Here is a 20,628-nt window from a genome sequence, read left to right as displayed (position 1 = left end):
TGACAAAACAGATTAATAAAGCTAATAAATTATTCATATATTCAATATTATCCTAATTTAACTATGTTTAAATTGGCATAAAGTTCAATTATCAGTCCTTAAGGGCACTCCCAAAACGGTATCCTATGTCTGCTCAAACCAAGACGTCGCACCAGAAGCATATCTCATTATCAAAGCCTGACTTGCAGCATTTTGGCCGGAATGAACTTGCCATTACAGGCTCTACCTGCTCTTCAATTCGAAGACTGGCTCGCCACATTAGCTCAGCTTTGTCCAACCAATACCGAATCAGCTATGTGGATGCCGAACACGGCTCCTCCGAATCGGTACAACCGTCGGGCTTAGAGTTGAGCTATCTCAAGCAGGCTACCGCTCAACAATTTACCTTTCACAGATCGCTCAATAGCTATCAGCTTAAACCACTGTTCAATGAACAAGATCTCATTCTGCTAAACGGCAACCATTTTGAAGCCCGGGACCAGCTCCTCATTATTGATCCTCAAAAGCCCGTAGATCCGGAGTCTTTGGATGATGTCAAGATGATTATACTACAAGAAGGAGTAACCGATATCCCACAGAAGGTATCAAAACGAATTCCCAATCTTGACCACCTCCCGGTTTTCAGGATACACGAGATGACCAAGATTGCTAACACCTGCCAGGAACTGATTGATGGCACAATACCACCTTTATACGGACTCGTCTTAGCCGGTGGAAAGAGCACCAGGATGCACACCGACAAGACTGAACTTAACTACCATGGGAAACCTCAGCGATTGCACCTGTATGACTTGCTTACCCCATTTTGTGATGAGGTCTTCCTTTCCTGCCGACAGGAACAAACCGAAAAATTAACGAACAACCTAAACGTAATTACAGATTCCTTTTTAAATATGGGTCCGCTTGGTGCCCTGCTTTCGGCTTTTCGTGAATATCCAAATACTGCCTGGTTAACCCTTGCTTGTGATCTTCCGTTGCTTTCTTCCCACACCTTACAGAAACTTGTCAACCAACGAAATCCTGCTAAAATTGCAACTGCTTTTAAGAATAAAGAAAGCGGTTTTCCAGAGCCATTGATTACTATTTGGGAACCCAAAAGCTATCAAGTGCTGTTACAGTTCTTGGGGATGGGCTATTCCTGCCCTCGTAAAACGTTAATCAATTCTGATGTTGAACTTCTTGAATCTCCAGACCCGCAGGAACTCATGAACGCCAACACCCCTCAAGAATATGAAGAAGCTCTGGACTTAATTTCCACTTGATGAAACAGCATGAATTTTCATTTTATATACTGATCACTGATGCTTATATAGTCATCAAGAAATAAAAAAATTACATTGTTATGGCTACTACAAAATCACTCGATCAAATAACTGCACTGGCTTTTGAAAGCAGAATGGCTGACTCTACAGCCCAGCTTTTACAACGAAAAGGAGCAAAAACGATTAGTGCTCCTTCTATGCAAGAGGTGCCACTAGATGATCATTCAGCCGTTTTTAGTTTTGCCGAGAAGCTCTTTGATGGCGAAATCGATATTTTACTCTGTACAACAGGGGTAGGCACTGATATGATGATCAAGACCTTGAAAACAAAATACGATTTTGATCAAATATTTGAACAACTTTCCAACATCATGATCGTTGCCCGGGGGCCCAAGCCTTCCAAAGTGTTGCGCGGGCTCGATATCCCCATCGACATTAAAGTACCGGAACCCAATACCTGGAAAGAAATCCTTACCACACTAGACGAGGATGAGCGAACCGCTAATCTGGAGGGCAAGAAGCTGGCAATTCAGGAATATGGAGAAGCCAATGAAAAGCTAAACAGTGAACTTCGAAAACGAGGAGCGGAACTTATCCAGACGCCCATTTACCGCTGGATGCTGCCAGATGACCTGGAACCTCTTAAAAAAGGCATCCAATCTATTTTGGATAAAGAGGTGGATGTCGCCCTCTTTACCAGCAAAACCCAAGTTCATCATGTTATGCAAGTAGCAGATATGGTTGCTTCGAAAGAAGACTTCCGCGACGCATTGCAGGATGTATTCATCGCTTCTATTGGGCCCGTCTGCACAGGTGGGTTAGAAAGCCATGGCATCGCTGTGGACTTTGAGCCTTCTCGTCCGAAACTTGCTATTTTTATCAATGAAGTGGCAGAGCAAGCCCCGGCTTATGTAAATGGGTAAGTTTTCAAATCTCAAGCGTGGACGCTTGGGATAGCTATAAAATTGATAAAATCGCAAATATTTAAATAATACTATCTATAGAACTGATGTTTTAGGAACCTCCCTCCAAAGCTGTGTCAAGCGTCCACGCTTAACACATTTCAAGAATTGAAAACTAATTTCCTATTACGGATAGGCGGAGATCCATACTTCATCATCTTCAAAGAATTCCTTTTTCCAGATAGGCACTGTTTTCTTGAGGGTATCTATGATGAACCTGCAGGCTTCAAATGCTTCGGCGCGATGTGGCGAGGAGACGGCAATGCACACGGCAATATCTGAAATAGCGAGCTCTCCCGTGCGGTGTACAACGGCTGCTTTTTGAATAGGCCACTGTTCTTTTGCTTGGTCAAGGATGTTTTGAAGTTCCGTTAACGCCATTTTTTCATAGGATTCAAAGTCCAGCTTTTCCACCCGTTTGCCATCAGTCAAATTCCTTACCGTTCCTATAAAAGTAGCTATAGCTCCAGCACTATCCGATGAAGCCTGATTAATAGCTTCTTGTACCTCAATTGGTTGGTCTGTCAGTTTAATCATACATCGTTTGGTTATATTATCACTGGTCATCAGAGGTTTTTGTAAAGCAGACTATTAGTCATCAATCCTACGAACCAATAACTATTAACGAAGTCACCCTCCGCTTACCGGTGGTATCAACACAATTTCATCACTCTTTTTTATGGGGTGATCATCTTTGGCATAACAACCATTAACCGCAATAGCCAGGGAAGCCAATCGGCCCAGCTCTGGATAATCCTCCTGCAGCGACTGCTTAAGCCCCTTCACATCCATAGAAGAAGGAATCTGGTATGACAACCGATGCTCGCCTATAATTTCTTTGGTAATTCCAAAAAGTATTAATGTTAGGTTCATGTCATGTCTTGATTATTGATTTTTTCTTATATGGGACAAAAATTGATGCTAATTTAATAACATCTCTTTGGCTTCAAACTCAGCTTTGGGGGCCTCGCACATGGGACATTCATAAGAATCCGGAAGTGCCGTAAATGAAGTTCCACTGGCTATGCCCATCTGCTGATCACCATACCGTTCATCGTAAACGGTCAGGCAGTGGGGACACTGATACACACGATGTGTCTCCTTCTCCGTTTCCCCATCCTGCCAGACTCGATCTTCAGACTCCTTACTCATTTCGGCATAAAATATCTGGCTAAGTTTCATAAGTACCCTGGGCAACTCCCTTTTGGTTACATACATCGCAAAAGGAATATACTCTTCTTCATTGGGATCGAAATTTTTGCTGTAGAAGATATTATATCGTTTGATAAGGCTATACTTACCAAACAGGCGTAGGCTGGGCTGCGAGAGAATAGCAATGGAAGTAAACAGGTTGGCAGGCAGTTCTTTAATAGAAAAAGTCAGCCCATAGGTACTAATATCGTGCTGATCAAAGACATCCACCAGGTAGTTTTTTAGCTTCAGTGCTTTCTCATCCAGTACCGGCAAATGCCAATTGAGTTCAAGCGAAGAATGTCGCAAATTGATGCCATTATTCCCGCACAGGATCTCCCATTTGGGTCGATCCTCTTCTGAAATACCTTTAACGATAAATGACTTCCATGGGGTGATAATAATTCGCCCACAGTTGGTTTGATCACACAAATCACAAATCTTCTCGAGGAAGGAAATGGTATATCGGTTGTTACGCCAATATAAACCCAGCCAATATTTATTATTCCCCATTTTATTGAACCCCTCATAATAGGGAAATGGCTCAGTATGGGAATCCAAATTATTGTCAATCGTTCGATTATTGGTGTCTAATGCCATATTTATCTTCTGGAATAAGGCATCTATCGACATTTTCACCTCCTGTCCGTTTCTAAAATAAAAGGAGTCAAGAGCGGCAGCAACCTTACCCACATCCTGGCTATACACAAGTACCGGCCACCGCTGTAGCTCATCCGAGGTATCAAATTTTATAAAAAGGTACCAGTAGTCTTCATGCTCGGAGGCCACAAAGTTAAGCTGTCCGTTAAACAATGGAACCAAACTTTGTTCGGGATCGGTGATATTTACTTTTAGCCGGGGACGATAATCAAAAAACTCAAGCACATTATAATAGGTACCGGTCGTCACCCAGGGTCTGCTGGGCATAATATCAACAGCGACATAGGAGGTTACTATATTTTGATATTTTTGACCACTCCATTCATAGTTGGTCCGTATAGACCCAAACGCCTTATCCAGCTTCTTCTGATCCACATCATCGCCCGGAAACATAATATCCTGCCGTGAGCCAAAATGCACAACCTTATTCCCCAAAGCTCTGGCAATGTCAATGATCTTCCGTAAATCTCGTGGCGTTAACACCCCTCCCGGGATAAATGCACGTATTAAGTCTTTTTTCTTCATTGTCTCCTTACGCTTTTACCCATTACCAGCTGCAACAGCCATTTCTTCCATAATTGCTTTCACTTCGGGCTTACAGCTTCCGCAGCCCGTTCCTGCTCCCGTCAGTTGGCAGAGCTCCTTGAAATTACTACACCCTTCGCGGATTACTTCCCGGATATTACCATCGCCAACATTATTGCAAGAGCAGACCAGTTCGCCTTTCATGGGCGGCAAACTCTGGCCCGAACGCAAGAGCTCTTTGCGCTTATCAGATAGCTCCATCTGTTGCTCTATCAGCCGACGGTAGTCATTAAATTCTGTTTTATCTCCCATTAAAATGGCACCGACCAGTCGATCGTTATGGACAATACATTTTTTATAAAATCGCTGCCCCTTATCCACCAGCACAATTTCTTCATAGCTTGCGTCATCATCCGGCACTTCCGTGATGCCCAATGAACAAAGTTCGAGATCCGGAAATTTGAGAATATTCATTGATATCGATCCCGTATAATGGCTGGACAAATCCCCAGCTATATATGAGGCCACGATATCTGCCTGTTGCTCGGCAGCAGCTGTAATGCCATTCATTGATCCATTATGTTCTGCGATCTCACCAATAGCATAGATATTTGGATCACTGGCTTGCAGGTGGTCGTTGACGATAACTCCGCGTTTACAATCCAACCCAGCCTCTTTTGCCAAACCAATATTGGGGCGCGTGCCGATGGCATAGACCACTGCTTTAGCCGTCAAAAACTTGCCGCTTTTTAAACCTGCCCGGATGTCCTCTTCCTGCTCTGAGAGGTGCTCAATTTCATCATTGAAGATCACGCGAATACCACAATCATGTATATGCTCATAGAGCAGCTCACTGGCCATTTGATCGAGCTGCCGCTCCATTAACCGGGGATTGCGATGCACCAGCGTAACCTCAACATCGACCTGTCGGAGCGAGGCTGCCATCTCGAGGCCAAGTAAGCCTCCCCCTACGATAATCACATGCCCCTCACGGTTTGTGTACTCCATAAGCTCATCCGCATCGGTTCGGTTACGGATCGTAAACACCCCCGGTAGCTGTGGAATACCACGTGGAAAATTGGCCCGGCTTCCAGTAGCGAGAACCAACTTATCATACCTATGCTGTTCGCCATTAGAATCCGTGACATACTGCTCATCTGGCTGTACTTGGTCCACACTAATACCTTCATGCATCAGGATATCCAGCTCAACCAATTTACCTGACTGCATCTTCTTAAGTTTCTTCCAATCAAGCTCGCCGCTTATATAATCCGGCAACAGCACACGGTTGTAAAACCACTCATACTCTTTGGAGAAGACCTGGATTTCATCCTCCATATTATGCTGCCGATAGCTGTTTATAAACTGGAACGCAGCAGCCCCGGCCCCCACAACAAGAATTTTCTCCTCCTCCTTTTTGAATTTAGTTATGGCTACCGACGAATATTTGAAGTCGGGCTCTTTCGACACCGGATCGATACGATCACTCGTTAAATTATTGGCCCGCGGATAATCTTTCTGCAATACCTTTCCCCAGTGCATCGGGATAAACAACATTCCTCGTTTGATACCATCAGAAAAAGAAGCGTTCAAACGCACCTCTCCACGATCGTTAGATACCTGCACAACCTCTCCATCTCTAATACCATATTCTTTGGCATCTTTGGGATGAATCTCGACATAGGGTTGCTCAATATGCTGGTTGAGACGACTGACTTTACCCGTCCGGGTCATCGTATGCCATTGATCACGAATACGTCCGGTTGTTAACACAAATGGATGATCTTCGCCTGGCCTTTCTGGTCTTTTCTCCCCGCGGGTATGAATTTGAGCACGCCCATTGGGTGTATAAAATTGATGGTCGGTAAATAACCTCCGTGTTCCTTCTTCAGATTCATTTAGGAATGGCCACTGAACTGTGCCGTTTTGTTTCAGATACTCATAGCTTAATCCGCTGATATCAATATTTGTACCCTCGGTTAGCTTACAATGCTCAGAAAAAATGGCGGCGGCATCTTCAAAATCAAATCCGCTATAACCCATTTTTCGCGCAAAACGACACAATATTTCGGCATCGGGCAGTGCTTCGCCCGGTGGATCTACGACTTTATTCAGATAACTGATGCGCCGTTCGGAGTTGGTCATCGTCCCCTCCTTCTCCAGGTAGCCCGCTGCCGGCAATAAGAGATCGGCATAATCGGTTGTCTCTGAATTTTGAGAGATATCCTGTACTACTACAAACCGTGCTTCCTCCAGGGCTTCTTCAACGATAGCGGAATGCGGCATACTGACGACCGGATTGGTACAAATAATCCAAATTGCTTTCATAGCCCCACTTCGAAGGGCATCAAACATTTCGGTAGCGGTATAACCCGGCTCAGCAGGGACCGAAGATACCCCCCAACGGTCGGCGACTTCCCGGCGATGTGCGGGATTGCTTAAATCCCGATGAGCCGAAAGCAGGCTGGCCATTCCTCCCACTTCCCGACCGCCCATAGCATTCGGCTGCCCCGTCAGTGAAAAAGGCCCGGCACCGGGCTTGCCAATCTGCCCGGTAATGAGAGAAAGGTTAATGAGCGCCAAATTTTTCTCTGTGCCATCCACACTTTGGTTAAGGCCCATTGCCCACATTGAAATATAGCCGTTGGCATCACCAATCCAACGGGCTGCTTGCTTAATTTCCTGCACTTTTAGGCCACAAATTTTAGCTGCTTCTCGCAACGGTTGCGCCATAACCTGCATCTTCAGCTCGTCGAACCCATCCGTATGATCCTCGACAAATGATTCATCAATACGGCCATCTTCAATCAGGCAACGGGCGATAGCCTGAAATAAGGTCGTATCGGTCCCCGGGTTTAGCTGCAGGTGCAAATCAGCAATTGAGCATGATTGAGTTTTACGAGGATCTGCAACAATCACCTTTACATCGGGATGCTTTTCTTTATGAGCTTCGATACGACGAAATATAATGGGATGACACCAGGCGGGATTGGCACCCGCGATGAAGAAACAGTTGGCCAACTCGATATCTTCATAACTGATCGGTACCGAATCTTCGCCCAGTGTTTTCTTATAACCCGCTACTGCGGAGCTCATGCATAACCGAGAATTGGTATCAATATTATTGGTCCCAACAAACCCTTTGGCAAGTTTATTGACGGTGTAATACTCCTCAGTAAGGCACTGCCCAGAGACATAAAAGCCGACCGAATCAGGACCGTGTTTGTCGATAAATGTCCCAAATACAGCGGATGCCCGTTCTAGAGCCGTATCCCAATCCACGCGTCGGCGGGGCTGGTTGCGTGCCCACCGCATCTCCGGATAGAGCAACCGGTCTGACTGATCCGCAACGGTATAATGCAGATTCATTCCTTTAGAACAGAGCATACCTTTGTTGGAGGGATGCGACTCATCCCCGGTCACCTTAATTTGCCCCTTGGCATTTTTTTCAACGATGACTCCGCAACCTACTCCACAGTAGGAACAAGTAGATTTAAATTTTTGGGTCCGTGCGTTTTGCATATTTGGTGTTTTACAATTCTTTAGCTACCTCTTGTCAATCTCCCTGTATCCCTCTTCTCCAAGAGGGATTTTAACTTTCATATTTACATCTCGATTGATATCAAGAGTAAAGAGTTCCTCCTTGGAGAAGGAGGCCAGGAGGATTGAAACAAATTTAAATTCCATATTTTTTCTGGCTATAATGAATATCAGTGCTGCCTTCTTAATCAGCTAATACGGGCTCAAGCTCTGGTTCGGCGAGGGCTTCTTCCAGCTCTTCTTCTGCCTCTTTCTCATCAGCGGTTGAAAACCGTATGGTAAAGGCAACAAATGATACAATGGTAACCACAATACCAATGATAAAAAGAGCTTGCGGGTAGGGTATGGACTCGTATTTGAATAAAAATCCAGCCATAACAGCACCGGCATTTCCACCCGCTCCCACAATACCGGATACTGCACCAATTGCTTTTCTATTGATAAATGGAACAACGGAATAGGTTGCCCCCTCCGCCATCTGTACACACAGACTGAACAGGATCATCGTACCAATGGCTAATGGAAGGACCGACATACTTGAGAATACCATCAGCGCGATCCCTTCCAGGAAGAGCATGATAAAAAGGAATACCACACGCCCCCGCAGGCCAAATTTGATACCGCACTTGTCTCCCAGGAAGCCACCGACTGAACGGGCAAAAATATTCATCAAGCCGAAGAGTCCGGCAATAAGGCCTGCCGTTTTTAAATCCAGCGAAAAGTAGTCGTAATAATAAATCGCGGCAATGTTGTTGATGGTAAGCTCAATACCAAAACTGGCACCATAAATGATAAACAAACTCCAAACACGGTAGTCCTTCATCACCTCAAGCATTGATACCTCAGACTCTTCCTCGTTATCACCTTCAAGCTCGGCCATTGAATCGGCCTTTAAATCAGAAAAATTACCTTCGGGGGTGTCAGTCGTATATTTGTAGTAGAGTATTCCCAACACAATCATTGCCACACCGGGGACGGCCATAGCCCATCTCCAGGCCGAAGATTCCTCAAGCCCCAGGAAAACGAATCCTGAAAAGATCATCGGCATAATCACCTGGGTCGCCCCGCCACCCATGTTCCCCCATCCTGCCGTCGTTGCATTGGCTGTTCCCACCACATTATCCGCAAACATAACGGAGGTATGATACTGGGTGATAACAAAGGAAGCCCCGATAACCCCAATTACCAGCCGGAGAATCAGGAAAGACTCATAGCTGTCACTGAGACCGATACTAATGACGGGAATCGATCCGAGTATTAAAAGGGTACTATACGTTAACCGTGGGCCGTACTTATCACAAAATCGTCCGATGACTATACGTGCAATCACGGTAATAGCTACTGAAGCAATAATGGTATTGCCAATTTGAGATTGCGTAAGGTTCAGTTCTTCACGAACAACCGCCATCAATGGTGCAATGCCGAACCATCCAAAAAAGCAGAGGAAAAATGAGATCCAGCTCAGATGAAACGTTCGCATATGCGGCGCCGCAAAACTAAACAGATTTATTTTCGTAGCTTTATTCGTTTTTTGTGTTGACATGGGATTAGGTTTTTGTGATCTGTTAGGTATCTATCAAGGTTACTTTGTGGTAAAAAAGACCGGATTAAAAGAAATCATCAGCCAGGCCCAGCTGGCCCACTCATCTTGATTCCCTCCCTTTAAGGCGCTCAGCGAAGAGGTCCCAAACATCTGAGCATAACCGGCTTTAAAAGAAACTTCATCCGTTATGGCATGGCTGAAAACCACATCTATTTCGGTGCCAAGGCGGGAATTTAACTCCGAAGACAAATCTATTGGATTCCTGATTTCAACAGGTGCAAAAAATTCGTGGGCGTGCAGCAACAAAGACGAAGCATCAGTAAACTGCATTGAAGCCTTGAGGTATAAATCAACAAGCCCAGCCGCATTAGTATTAGTACCTACCGACTGACTGTGGCCATTGCCCACATAGAAATAATCCATGAACCCATAAAACTTATGATGGGTGCCGTAGAGGGGATTAAATGACCGATTCTTCTCATCATCCACTTTTGAACCGGATAGATAATCTCCCCCAACAGTCAGTTTCAGTTTTTCAAACCCACTATAGGTAGCGTTCAAAGATGCCAGCCATGCCTCTACTTCCATATTGGCCGGGTCTCTGCCAGTTTGATAGTACAGTGAACCACTTAGATTTATATTTTCGAGACTATAGTTACCGGTTACTCCAACGGTCTGGGTAAAATTAGTGGATGAGTCTGGTAACTGAACACCATTATTCAGAGCTAACAATGAAATGTTCGCTGCCTTTGACTGATGATTAAACCAAGTGTACTGCAGCGTTTTATAATTTTGTACTCCAGCATAATAGCTACCAAACAATTTGGCGGGCTCCGGAGGATTATTATCCTGATTGTAGGCCCAGCCGGTGTGTAAAGCCCAATTCTTTTTGCTAATCTTCAATAACAATGCATCGTGGCTACGCCCCTGGGCCGTCCACCCCACACTTCCCAAAATACGCTGGTCGTCATATACCAATTCTTGGCGTCCAGCTTTTAGGGAGACTATGGGACTAAAATGTATTTGCCCCCAGGCCTCGTGAATCGAAAACAACCCATCCGACTTATTCAATTGGTTTTGATTCCCCCATATCCGGACATCCTGTACAGTCAATCCGATATCGTAGTCCTCCTTGTTATACCCAAGGTTAATTCTGGATCGCTGCTCCGTAAATAAAGCAGCCTCATCATCACTGGATGGAAGTGTTTTGTATCCGTGGCGGAGTTCGGTTCTGGGGCGTACTTCCCCTTCCAGCGTAAATTGGCCGAACACGGATATTGCCGGAAACAGCAACCATCCCAGAAACAATAATAAGGCTTTGTCAAAATGGTATCTAACGATCATAACCAGAGAAATAAAGTTGAGAATAATGGGGAAATAGCAACATTAGCTTTTGACTCGTGCAGCTCTTAGCATTTTCTTCGCATAGAATACCCCCGGAAGAATGCCTTCCAGGCTTTGGCGAAGTCCATCTGAACTGCCCGGCAGGGTCACAATGAGGGATTTTTTGTATATCCCTGCCGTCAGGCGCGACATCATGGCAAGGGGGGTTCGCTGCAAACCATGTAGCTCCATGGCATCAATTACCCCTGGCGTCTCTCGCTCAATAACTTCTTGTACTGCTTCACAAACAGTATCTGTAGCTCCGAGCCCGGTTCCTCCCACGGTAAATATGAACGGGATATTCCGGCCGGCCCACTCTTTGAGCTGAGCCTGAACTGCTTCGGGTGTATCCGGTAGCACTTTAAAATCCACAATACTTCCACCCTGCTCTTCCAACAAATGCTGAATAATGGGGCCGGCCCGGTCATCTTTTCTTCCTGCCGCAACCGAATCTGAACAGATCAATACGGCCGACTTGTTTTCTCTACCCACCATGGCCCGCATGTTGCTTTTACCTCCCGTTTTGTTCAGCAACTTTGTATTACTTATTTCCACTTCGTCGCCAAGGGGTTTTAGCAGGTCATAAATAGTTAACGCCGTGACAGAAACGGCCGTCAGAATCTCCATTTCTATCCCGGTACGATCAATGGATTTACCTTCTGCAATGATGGCAATACCATAATCCACGTTTAATCCTTCGACCTCCTCAATGCTATGTTCGGGCTCGATTAATTCATAACTGATATCGAGCGCATCTATAGAAACCGGATGGCAGTGCGGAATTAGCATGTGGGTATTCTTGGCCCCTAAAAATCCGGAAGCACGGCCCACATCAAGCATATTTCCCTTGGGCAGGTTATCAGTTTTAACTTTTTCCAGTGCCTGCTCACTACATTGCACCAGGGCCATTGCTTTTGCTGTTCGGAGCGAGGTTGATTTACCAGATATATCTCTCATGGTTCTTTGTTATTAACTTTTCAAACTTGTATCTGAATTATTTCAAACACCGTTTTTTCAATTTCCCTGAATGGCTATTCCAAGCGTGGACGCTTGACACAGCCTGATCTGATATAGAAAGCAGGGAGGATTGATCCTTTGGAGTTTATTTTATGAAAGTCCGACGTACACATAACCCCCTTCGATTTTAACGGGATAGGTTACCACCTCATAGTCTTCTCCATCAATATTTTCGCCCGTTTGAAGCGAAAAGGCTTTTTTATGGAAAGGACAGGCTACCTTAGGCTCTCCCTGGGATTCTCCTATCATCCCTCTGGCAAGAGCCATCTCTTTTTTATGTGGACACATATTCTGGCAAGCAAACCATTCGTTGCGCCGCGTAAAGTTGAATACAGCAATCTGTTTATCCTTGTATTTGATACAAGCTCCTCCATTTTTGGGAAAATCTTCTACTTTAGCAGCTTTAAACCAGTTTTTTACTTCTTGTTCTGCTTCCATGGGATTCCTTCGAAAAACTACTTTAAAAATTGTGATTTGGATGTAAATAGGGACTAAGAATCAAAATCAGGGATCTATAAAGATATTTGGGTTCGACTATCCTTCATCTTTCCAACCTTGAGCCGCAGGCACAGACTGCTTGCGATAATCCTTAAACTTAACGCTTGGATCGACGTCTTCGGAGTTGACAAAGTGTTGGAAGCGTTTTCTCAGTTCGGGATTATTCACTACTTCTTTCCACTCACAGGCATAGACGTTGATCAGCTGCTGCATCTCTTGTTCGAGCTCTTCACCGATACCCAGAGAATCTTCAACAACCACTTTTTTCAGATAATCGAGTCCGCCTTCCATTTTATTCAGCCACGTAGAAGTCCGGTTTAGGTGTTCGGCCGTTTTGATATAAAACATCAGGAAACGATCTAAATACTTTACTAATGTTTTTTCATCGAGATCGGTGGCCAGCAATTTGGCGTGCTGTGGATTGGTCCCGCCATTACCGCATACATACAGATTCCACCCCTCTTCGGTAGCGATAATACCGAAATCTTTGGCCTGGGCTTCAGCACATTCTCTCACACATCCGGATACTCCCCCCTTTAGTTTATGAGGGGCTCGCAGCCCGCGATATCGTTCCTCAATTTCAATGGCAAAAGAAACGGATTCGTGCAGACCGTAACGACACCATACGGATCCCACACAACTTTTAACGGTTCGCAGAGCCTTTCCGTAAGCGTGCCCGCTTTCGAAACCTGCCTCAATCAGTTCTTCCCAGATATCGGGCAACTGATCCACACGCGCACCCATCATATTGATACGCTGTCCACCGGTAACCTTGGTATACAATCCGTATTTCTTAGCCACTTCGCCGATAGTAATTAACTTATCGGGCGTAATTTCTCCGCCGGGCACACGCGGTATTACAGAATAAGTTCCACCACGCTGAATATTAGCCAAAAAGCGATCATTGGTATCCTGGATGGTGTCCCGATCTTCAAGTACATGTTCATTGAAGGCGCTTGCCAATAATGAGGCCACTGCAGGCTTACATTTTTCGCATCCATGGCCCTTGCCTACCTCATCCAACAGCTCATCAAAGGTATGCAGTTCTCTTACTTTGATAATATCAAATAGCTCTTGGCGGGTATAGTCGAAATGCTCGCATATGACCTTGCGGACTTCTTTTCCGCGGGCTTCCATCGACTGAGTAAGCAGGTCATCCAGCATCGGCACACAACCACTGCAGCCCGTCCCGGCTTTCGTGCATTTTTTAATACTGTCAATATCTTCCTTGCCTTCATCCTCAATAACCAAACAGATATCCCCTTTGGTTACACTCTCGCACGAACAAATAATGGAATCATCCGGGAAGTCATACACCTTTTGTCCGGCCCCGGATTCTTCATCTCGATCTCCAATAATGAGATCCACCGGATCCGGGGGAAGTGAAAAACCATTCTGGGCAATCTGAAGCAACATATTGTAGTCATCTGCATCGCCCACAAGCATACCACCCAACAGGCGATCGCCATCTTCAGATACATTAATGCGCTTATACACCCCTTTCGCCTTATTGTCGATGATGACCTTTTTGCTGTTCTCTTCGGTTTCTCCAAAGGCATCACCAAAGCTGGCTACATCGACGCCAACCAGCTTAAGCTTGGTAGACATATCAAATTCAGTAAATGCGGCATCTCCTCCGGTCAGATTCTCAACCAGCACATCAGCCATCTCATAGCCCGGGGCCACTAATCCATAGATCATCCCCTTGTGCAGGGCCGACTCGCCAATGGCATAAATATCCGGATCGTTGGTCTCCATACGATCATTAACAATGATGCCCCCTCGCTCTCCAACACCTAAGTCAGTTTTCTTGGCTAATTCATCCCGGGGACGAATACCCGCAGAGACAATCACCATGTCAGCATCCAGGCGATCTCCATCTGCAAAGTTGAGGTATTCGGGTACGCTATTTCCGCCGATCTGCGTCGTATTTTTATTTAATAATATCTCCAGATCCAGCTCTTCGAGTGCTGCCTTAAGCGCTTGTGCACCAATATCATCAAGCTGTTTCGGCATCAGTCGAGTTGCAAATTCGATCACACTTGTTTCCAGCCCAAGATCCATTGCTGACTTAGCCGCTTCAAGGCCCAACAAACCACCACCGATAACAGCCGCTTTTCGAGCACCTGAGGCATAGCTTGTAATGGCCTCCAGATCTTCTATCGTCCGATATACAAAGACGCCATCTTTTTCCACACCATCTATAGGCGGAACAAAAGCACTCGATCCCGTTGCCAGCACAAGCTTATCATAGGAAACGGTACGGCCTTTTTGAGAAGTGATGGTTTTATTTTCCCGATCCAGGTCGACAATTAACTCGCCAGTAAACAGTTCAATGCCCTGCTCGGCATACCATTCGGGTGGAGCCAGCTGCAAATCTTTCTCATCAGCATCCGCAAAGTAGGAACTCAACTGAACCCGATCATAGGCTGGTCGAGGCTCTTCTCCAAAAACAGTAACCTTGAAATTTTGAGTTTCTTCTTTATCGATCAGTTTTTCACAAAACTTATAACCGACCATTCCATTTCCAACGACGACGATATGTGTTTGTTTACGACTATTCATAATCCGACCAAAAGAGGATTCTTTTCAATATTTTAACTGCGCTTTACAAATAAGCTCTTAAAACAGCGAATTTTTTATGAATTATTTAAGTTTTATTTTTTAATAATCATAATTAATTTATGCATAAATAACTTTTCGCCTTTAAGAATAAAACACTTGTGGAGTTTTGTCAACAAAAAATTTTAAAAGATGTTAATCATTGTATAGGTGTGCCAAAATTACAAGAAGAATAAATAGTTTTAACAAATGGAAAATTGTTATCTAATTTTATTAGGAGCAGGACCTGGCGACCCAGATCTTATTATCGTAAAAGGAGTTAAAGCCTTAGAGAAAGCTGAAGTGGTATTATATGATACTCTTTCCCACCCAGACCTACTCGATTATGCTCCGGCTGATGCCGAAAAAATATATGTGGGTAAAAAGGCAGGGTCCTGTCAGAATAGTCAGCAATCTATCAACGATCTTATCGTACAAAAAGCGCGCGAAGGCAACTATATTGTTCGCCTGAAAGGGGGAGATCCCTTTGTCTTTGGTCGTGGGCATGAAGAACTAACCCATGCCCGAGCTCATGATATACCCGTAGAAGTCATACCCGGCATTTCAAGTTGTACCTCTATTGGTGAGCTACAGACCATCCCTCTTACGAAGCGGGGAATCAATGAAAGCTTTTGGGTTACAACAGGAGTAACGAGAAATGGCGGGGTTTCGGAGGATATTGAGCTGGCTGCCCAAACAACTGCCACCATTGCCATTTTAATGGGAATGAGGAATTTGCCTAAAATTGTTAATATTTTTAAGCGCTACGGCAGGAGCACCACGCCCATAGCTGTCATTCAACGGGGATCACTGCCGGAAGAAAAAATTGCCTTGGGCACCATTGCAAGCATCACAAATGAGGTGGAGAAGAAGAACCTCACCAATCCGGCATTAATCCTGATCGGTGATGTGGTACAACTGCATCCGGAGTATGCAACGTGGGTAAGTCGAAAATCCGGGACTACTGAAGCGGTTATGGAATAAGGCACAAGATCAACGAGGATGGATGCTGGAAGTTAAATCTAATTTCCAACGTCCGATTTCTAACTTCTAACCTTCTATAAGGGAAGGTTATCATGTTTTTTCTGAGGAATTTGGTCTACTTTATTTTCGGTAATTTCGAGGGCATTAATGAGTTTTTCACGCGTTTCGCCCGGCATAATAACATTATCAATAAATCCGCGTTCCGCAGCCTTATAGGGATGGGCAAATTCTTCTTTATAATAGTCGATTAGTTCCTGTTCTTTGGCTTCCGGATCATCCGCTTCGGCAATCTCTTTACGGAAGATAATTTCAACGGCTCCCTTTGGACCCATAACGGCAATCTCTGCTGTGGGCCAAGCGACGTTGTAATCTGCACGGATATGTTTGGAGTTCATCACATCATAAGCGCCACCGTAGGCCTTGCGGGTGATGACGGTCATTTTAGGCACGGTCGCCTCACAAAACGCATACAATAACTTGGCCCCGTGCTTGATAATTCCACCCCACTCCTGGTCGGTACCCGGCAGAAATCCAGGGACATCCTCAAAGGTAACCAATGGAATATTAAAAGCATCACAGAAACGAACAAACCGGGCTCCTTTCAGCGAAGCATCAATATCTAAGACTCCGGCTAAAGAAAGGGGTTGATTGGCGACAATCCCAACGCTTCGTCCATCGATACGCGCAAACCCAACAACAATGTTATCTGCATAGTACTCATGAACTTCCAGAAAAGAACCCTTATCCACGATACCACCGATTACCTCTTTGATATCATAGGGTTTATTGGGATTGTCGGGCACTAAACCATCCAGTTTTTGAGCCTTGCTTGTGTCGGGGGCCTTGGGCTCTTCCCGGGGAGGCTTTTCTTCACAGTTTTGTGGAATATAGGTTAACAGTTTACGCATTTCACGGAGACACAAAGCATCATTTTCCTCAGCAAAGTGAGCCACCCCGGACTTTGTGCCATGAGCACTGGCGCCTCCAAGCTCTTCTGAGGTTACCTCTTCGTGGGTCACGGTCTTCACTACATCCGGGCCCGTTACAAACATATAGCTGGTGTTCTTAACCATAAAAACAAAGTCCGTTAACGCGGGACTGTAAACGGCCCCACCTGCACACGGACCCATGACTGCAGATAGTTGGGGTACTACACCCGAGGCCATGCTATTTCGCCAAAAAACCTCTGCATAACCTCCCAATGATGAAACTCCTTCCTGTATTCGAGCGCCACCTGAGTCATTAAGTCCAATGACGGGCACCCCATTTTTCATGGCCATATCCATAATCTTACAGATCTTTTCGGCATGGGTCTCCGATAGAGAGCCTCCAAAAACGGTAAAATCCTGGCTGAAGACATAAATGGGGCGGCCATGAATTTTCCCAAAACCAGTTACCACACCATCACCGGCTATTTTCCTTTCATCGAGCCCGAATTTTTGACTACGGTGCGTAACGAAGGGATCAATTTCCTCAAACGTCCCATCATCCAGTAACAGATCAAGACGTTCACGGGCAGTCAATTTACCCTTTTCATGCTGCCTTTGAATACGATCTTCTCCCCCACCCTTTTTAGCATCTTCGCGTTTTTTTCGTAACCGTTCTACCTTCTCCTTTGAAGCCATTAAGTTATTTCTTTCATTTGTTTTCTTTTGCTAAAAAATAATTCTGCAGCCGATCTGTAAATGCCACAGCTGGCTCAGAATAAAGGTCCACCATATTTCGGCTAAAAACCTGTTTCTGGATGTATTTGCTGGCTTGTCTCCAGTTTTCAAATGAAACAATATTTTGAAGAGCTTCTTCGTAGGCTTGTTCAGAGCCATCAAAAATAGCCTCTACAAAATGATCATGCCGATCAGCGAGCTGCTTCTCAAGTCGCTCAACTTCTTTTTCCTTCCCCAAATCTTCATCCTTATGCTCGGTGGAATCAATTATAGGCTCTTCTTCCTGTTTATCAAAATCGTTGGCATTATCTTCGGTAAGCTGCTCTCCAAAGCTGATGGGGGAATCCTCTGCTGACTCTTCTTCTGCCAAGACCGTTTTTTCTTCCTCACTCATGAATCGCATCCAAATGGGATCCTCTTCTTCCTCTGGCTTGGCCAGAGGTTCCGACTCCTCTTCTTGATCATCCGATTCTATTTCTTGTTGTTCATCTGCTTCGGCCTGGGATTCATCAGCGCCTTCCAGGGTACCTAACCCTTCTTGTTCTTCCGGATCACTGAAGAGCGCCGAAATTGAATCATCGTTTTCATCGCTGCCGTTGGCGGGTGTTTCCTGAATCGTCTCCCATTCTGAAAAATTGGTGTTTAGAGACAAATCCTCAGAATCATCTTCTACATCTTCACCTGTCTTATCCTCTTGCTGCTTTTCTTTAAACTCAAATTCTTTTTCCACAGGAGGCTGTTCCTCAGCTGGCTCTACGGAGGTTGGCACCTCCTGAACTTCATCCAATTGGGGCGGAGTTTCTGCTTCTGGAGCTTCTTCTTTTTCCGGTTCTTCCCCAGCAGGGTCAGAATCTTCAAGAACTGCGGACTCGGTATTTGTAAAATCCGGAGCAGACAATATTTCGATAAATTCTGCCCGATCGAGTTTATCATCCCGACGATCAAAAATATCCGCAATTTGGTCTCGCCCCTTATCCTCAAAAAATAATCGAAGCAGCGTTGGATCAATTTGATCATCCAACAGGTTAAACAAAGGATCGAGCATCTGTGCCCAATTTAAGGGCGAATAGTTAGCAGCCAGTCGCTCATCCGCCTTACGGATAATCTTTTCGCAACGCTCTCTGGACAGTACCTCAAGCTGCTTTTTTTGCATATATCGCTGCAGAAGTGTCGCAAAATGTTGATAAACGACTACGGCCTTTGCACGTTTTTGTAACGTCTCATAATCAAGCTCATCGTTACTACCGAAAATAACGTCCGGAATATTTTTTCGAGGTTCTGTCATCATATCCAGCACATCGGTAACCGCTGTCTCAAATACCGCTTTAGCATAACTGGCTGGCAGACGGGCTTCATCCCGAATAGCCTGCACAAACTGATCCCATGCATTCTGCACGGCCACAGACTGTAAATTAGCCCAATCTGTCGTTGGCAAAACCATTGATTCTGCAAGGTTCCGCTCCAATTCTACCTGGATACGGCGTACAATAAATGGCGGGATCCCCCAGGATCGTAGTTCATCTACCCGGTAATGCTCTTCGTTTTCCGGCAGTAGGTCGATTAGTTTTTGGGTCGTCTGCTGAACAGTTTGATTCATCATTTTTTGTGGGAAATATATTGTCTAACAAGTGGCAATACAACAAAAAGAACGCTTAAATATGTTAAATACTGCCATCCTTATGAAATATTGATTTACTGTGTGGACCCTTACAACGAAATGATTGATTAATAATTTTCTACTTTTCTTGTTATAAGAGGCCTTTGGAAAATCGGGCTTATCATCCTGAATTTAGTTCAGAATGACAAAGCCTACCCCAATCATTTTCGGAGATGTGATAGTTTTCCAAAAGGCCTCCTATAATGATCGCTAATAATTCGTTGGGCAATTGCTTATCACTTTTTACCTTTGGCTATGATTACTTTACAGCTCACAGATTTAAAAAAGTCTTTTGGCCCGAACACCGTTTTTGAGCATTTGGACCTCACCCACTCTCAAGGCCCCCTTGGGATTGCCGGGTCCAATGGCTCGGGCAAATCAACCCTTCTACAATGCATCGGGGGACTGCTACCTCCCACGAATGGGACTATAACATGGAAAGAACAATCAGAAGTACTTTCATCCGGAGCAATACAACAACGATTGGGCTATGCTGCTCCCTACATTAACCTCTATGATGAATTAAGCTGCCTCGAAAACCTTTCCTTTTTAGCAAACGTTAGGCTACAGGATTACGGTAGTAACATTGAAGAATGGTTGCAAAAGGTTGGGCTTGGAGGAGTTGTTGATCAGCCTTTTGGTAAAATATCTACCGGACAACGCCAACGGCTGCGTTTAGCTGCTGCTCTATTCCATCAGCCCAATATTCTGTTACTTGATGAACCGGGCTCTAATTTAGATAAGTCAGGTGAACAACTTGTTAAAGAAATAGCATTACAGTTTTCCGGTGATAATAAACTACTGATCTTAGCTTCAAATAATAACCAAGAGCTGAATCTTTGCCAAAAAGTCTATTCCATTGAAACCCAAGCATTTCTATAGGTATTACTGCTTCAATAACAAATATATTCTGTAAGCCTGATTTTGGGGGACTACCCTTTAACCAGGTTCGTCCTCTCTAGGATAGTCTCATACCTCGGCTAAAAACTAATAAGCAGTCCGAGGCGGGTGATGTTGTCGGTGGCCGTGGGCCCCTGCGGGATCGCCAGGCTCGCATTCACCTGCAGCGCCCCGTAGCGCAGCGAGCCGCCCCCCGTCACAAACTCCCGGCCGCCATTGGAGGCTCCCTCCCGGTAGTAGC

General features: G+C 45.0%; 16 protein-coding genes. 4 read left to right on the top strand and 12 right to left on the bottom strand.

Annotation, left to right across the window (positions count from 1 at the left end; all coding sequences use genetic code 11):
* Positions 1 to 125: 125 nt before the first annotated feature.
* Both J6I44_RS19950 and J6I44_RS19945 read left to right on the top strand, forming a co-directional pair.
* Positions 126 to 1,262 carry an NTP transferase domain-containing protein gene (locus J6I44_RS19950; protein ID WP_265768036.1) on the top strand — a complete coding sequence of 379 codons (1,137 nt, stop codon included), beginning with the start codon at positions 126 to 128 and terminating at the stop codon, positions 1,260 to 1,262.
* Between the two features lie 80 nt (positions 1,263 to 1,342).
* Positions 1,343 to 2,185 (top strand): uroporphyrinogen-III synthase, encoded by an 843-nt coding sequence (locus J6I44_RS19945; protein WP_265768035.1) that lies wholly within the window; start codon positions 1,343 to 1,345, stop codon positions 2,183 to 2,185.
* A 165-nt stretch (positions 2,186 to 2,350) separates the two neighbouring features.
* Here the strand turns inward: J6I44_RS19945 and J6I44_RS19940 are convergent, their stop codons facing one another.
* From J6I44_RS19940 to nirB, 10 genes are all read right to left on the bottom strand, one after another.
* The gene (locus tag J6I44_RS19940) at positions 2,351 to 2,761 is read right to left on the bottom strand and encodes a molybdenum cofactor biosynthesis protein MoaE (RefSeq protein WP_265768034.1); all 411 of its coding nucleotides are present in this window, start codon (positions 2,759 to 2,761) and stop codon (positions 2,351 to 2,353) included.
* Between the two features lie 93 nt (positions 2,762 to 2,854).
* Positions 2,855 to 3,097 (bottom strand): MoaD/ThiS family protein, encoded by a 243-nt coding sequence (locus J6I44_RS19935; RefSeq protein ID WP_265768033.1) that lies wholly within the window; start codon positions 3,095 to 3,097, stop codon positions 2,855 to 2,857.
* A 48-nt stretch (positions 3,098 to 3,145) separates the two neighbouring features.
* Positions 3,146 to 4,600 (bottom strand): ferredoxin-like domain-containing protein, encoded by a 1,455-nt coding sequence (locus J6I44_RS20970; protein ID WP_265768032.1) that lies wholly within the window; start codon positions 4,598 to 4,600, stop codon positions 3,146 to 3,148.
* A gap of 15 nt (positions 4,601 to 4,615) precedes the next feature.
* Positions 4,616 to 8,122, bottom strand: a complete 3,507-nt coding sequence (locus J6I44_RS19925; protein WP_265768031.1) for a nitrate reductase — start codon at positions 8,120 to 8,122, stop codon at positions 4,616 to 4,618.
* A 24-nt stretch (positions 8,123 to 8,146) separates the two neighbouring features.
* Entirely contained in the window at positions 8,147 to 8,287 is a 141-nt protein-coding gene (locus J6I44_RS19920; RefSeq protein ID WP_265768030.1) for a hypothetical protein, read from the bottom strand.
* Positions 8,288 to 8,324: 37 nt separating this feature from the next.
* Positions 8,325 to 9,683: a NarK family nitrate/nitrite MFS transporter gene (locus tag J6I44_RS19915; RefSeq protein ID WP_265768029.1), complete on the bottom strand. Its 1,359-nt coding sequence runs from the start codon at positions 9,681 to 9,683 to the stop codon at positions 8,325 to 8,327.
* A gap of 39 nt (positions 9,684 to 9,722) precedes the next feature.
* Positions 9,723 to 11,027, bottom strand: a complete 1,305-nt coding sequence (locus tag J6I44_RS19910) for an alginate export family protein (RefSeq protein ID WP_265768028.1) — start codon at positions 11,025 to 11,027, stop codon at positions 9,723 to 9,725.
* Positions 11,028 to 11,069: 42 nt separating this feature from the next.
* Positions 11,070 to 12,023 (bottom strand): bifunctional molybdenum cofactor biosynthesis protein MoaC/MoaB, encoded by a 954-nt coding sequence (gene moaCB, locus J6I44_RS19905; RefSeq protein WP_265768027.1) that lies wholly within the window; start codon positions 12,021 to 12,023, stop codon positions 11,070 to 11,072.
* A 150-nt stretch (positions 12,024 to 12,173) separates the two neighbouring features.
* Entirely contained in the window at positions 12,174 to 12,521 is a 348-nt protein-coding gene (gene nirD / locus J6I44_RS19900) for a nitrite reductase small subunit NirD (RefSeq protein WP_265768026.1), read from the bottom strand.
* 96 nt (positions 12,522 to 12,617) lie between these two features.
* Entirely contained in the window at positions 12,618 to 15,146 is a 2,529-nt protein-coding gene (gene nirB / locus J6I44_RS19895) for a nitrite reductase large subunit NirB (RefSeq protein ID WP_265768025.1), read from the bottom strand.
* 246 nt (positions 15,147 to 15,392) lie between these two features.
* Between nirB and cobA the strand changes: the two genes are divergently transcribed.
* Complete coding sequence (gene cobA / locus J6I44_RS19890) at positions 15,393 to 16,166, top strand: uroporphyrinogen-III C-methyltransferase (protein ID WP_265768024.1); 774 nt, start codon at positions 15,393 to 15,395, stop codon at positions 16,164 to 16,166.
* 74 nt (positions 16,167 to 16,240) lie between these two features.
* On the opposite strand, the gene J6I44_RS19885 is transcribed toward cobA, so the two are convergent.
* On the bottom strand, positions 16,241 to 17,791 hold the full coding sequence (locus J6I44_RS19885) for an acyl-CoA carboxylase subunit beta (RefSeq protein WP_265768023.1): 1,551 nt from the start codon (positions 17,789 to 17,791) through the stop codon (positions 16,241 to 16,243).
* A gap of 13 nt (positions 17,792 to 17,804) precedes the next feature.
* Entirely contained in the window at positions 17,805 to 19,430 is a 1,626-nt protein-coding gene (locus tag J6I44_RS19880) for a DUF8457 domain-containing protein (RefSeq protein WP_265768022.1), read from the bottom strand.
* Positions 19,431 to 19,742: 312 nt separating this feature from the next.
* On the opposite strand from J6I44_RS19880, the gene J6I44_RS19875 reads away from it, so the two are divergent.
* A complete protein-coding gene (locus J6I44_RS19875) occupies positions 19,743 to 20,369 on the top strand; it encodes an ABC transporter ATP-binding protein (protein ID WP_265768021.1) in 627 nt (208 codons plus the stop codon).
* Positions 20,370 to 20,628 lie beyond the last annotated feature (259 nt).

Source organism: Fodinibius salsisoli, from assembly GCF_026229185.1.
Lineage (GTDB): Bacteria > Bacteroidota > Rhodothermia > Balneolales > Balneolaceae > Fodinibius > Fodinibius salsisoli.
Note: the sequence above shows the minus strand (reverse complement) of the source record. Positions and strands in the feature narration are given on the sequence as shown.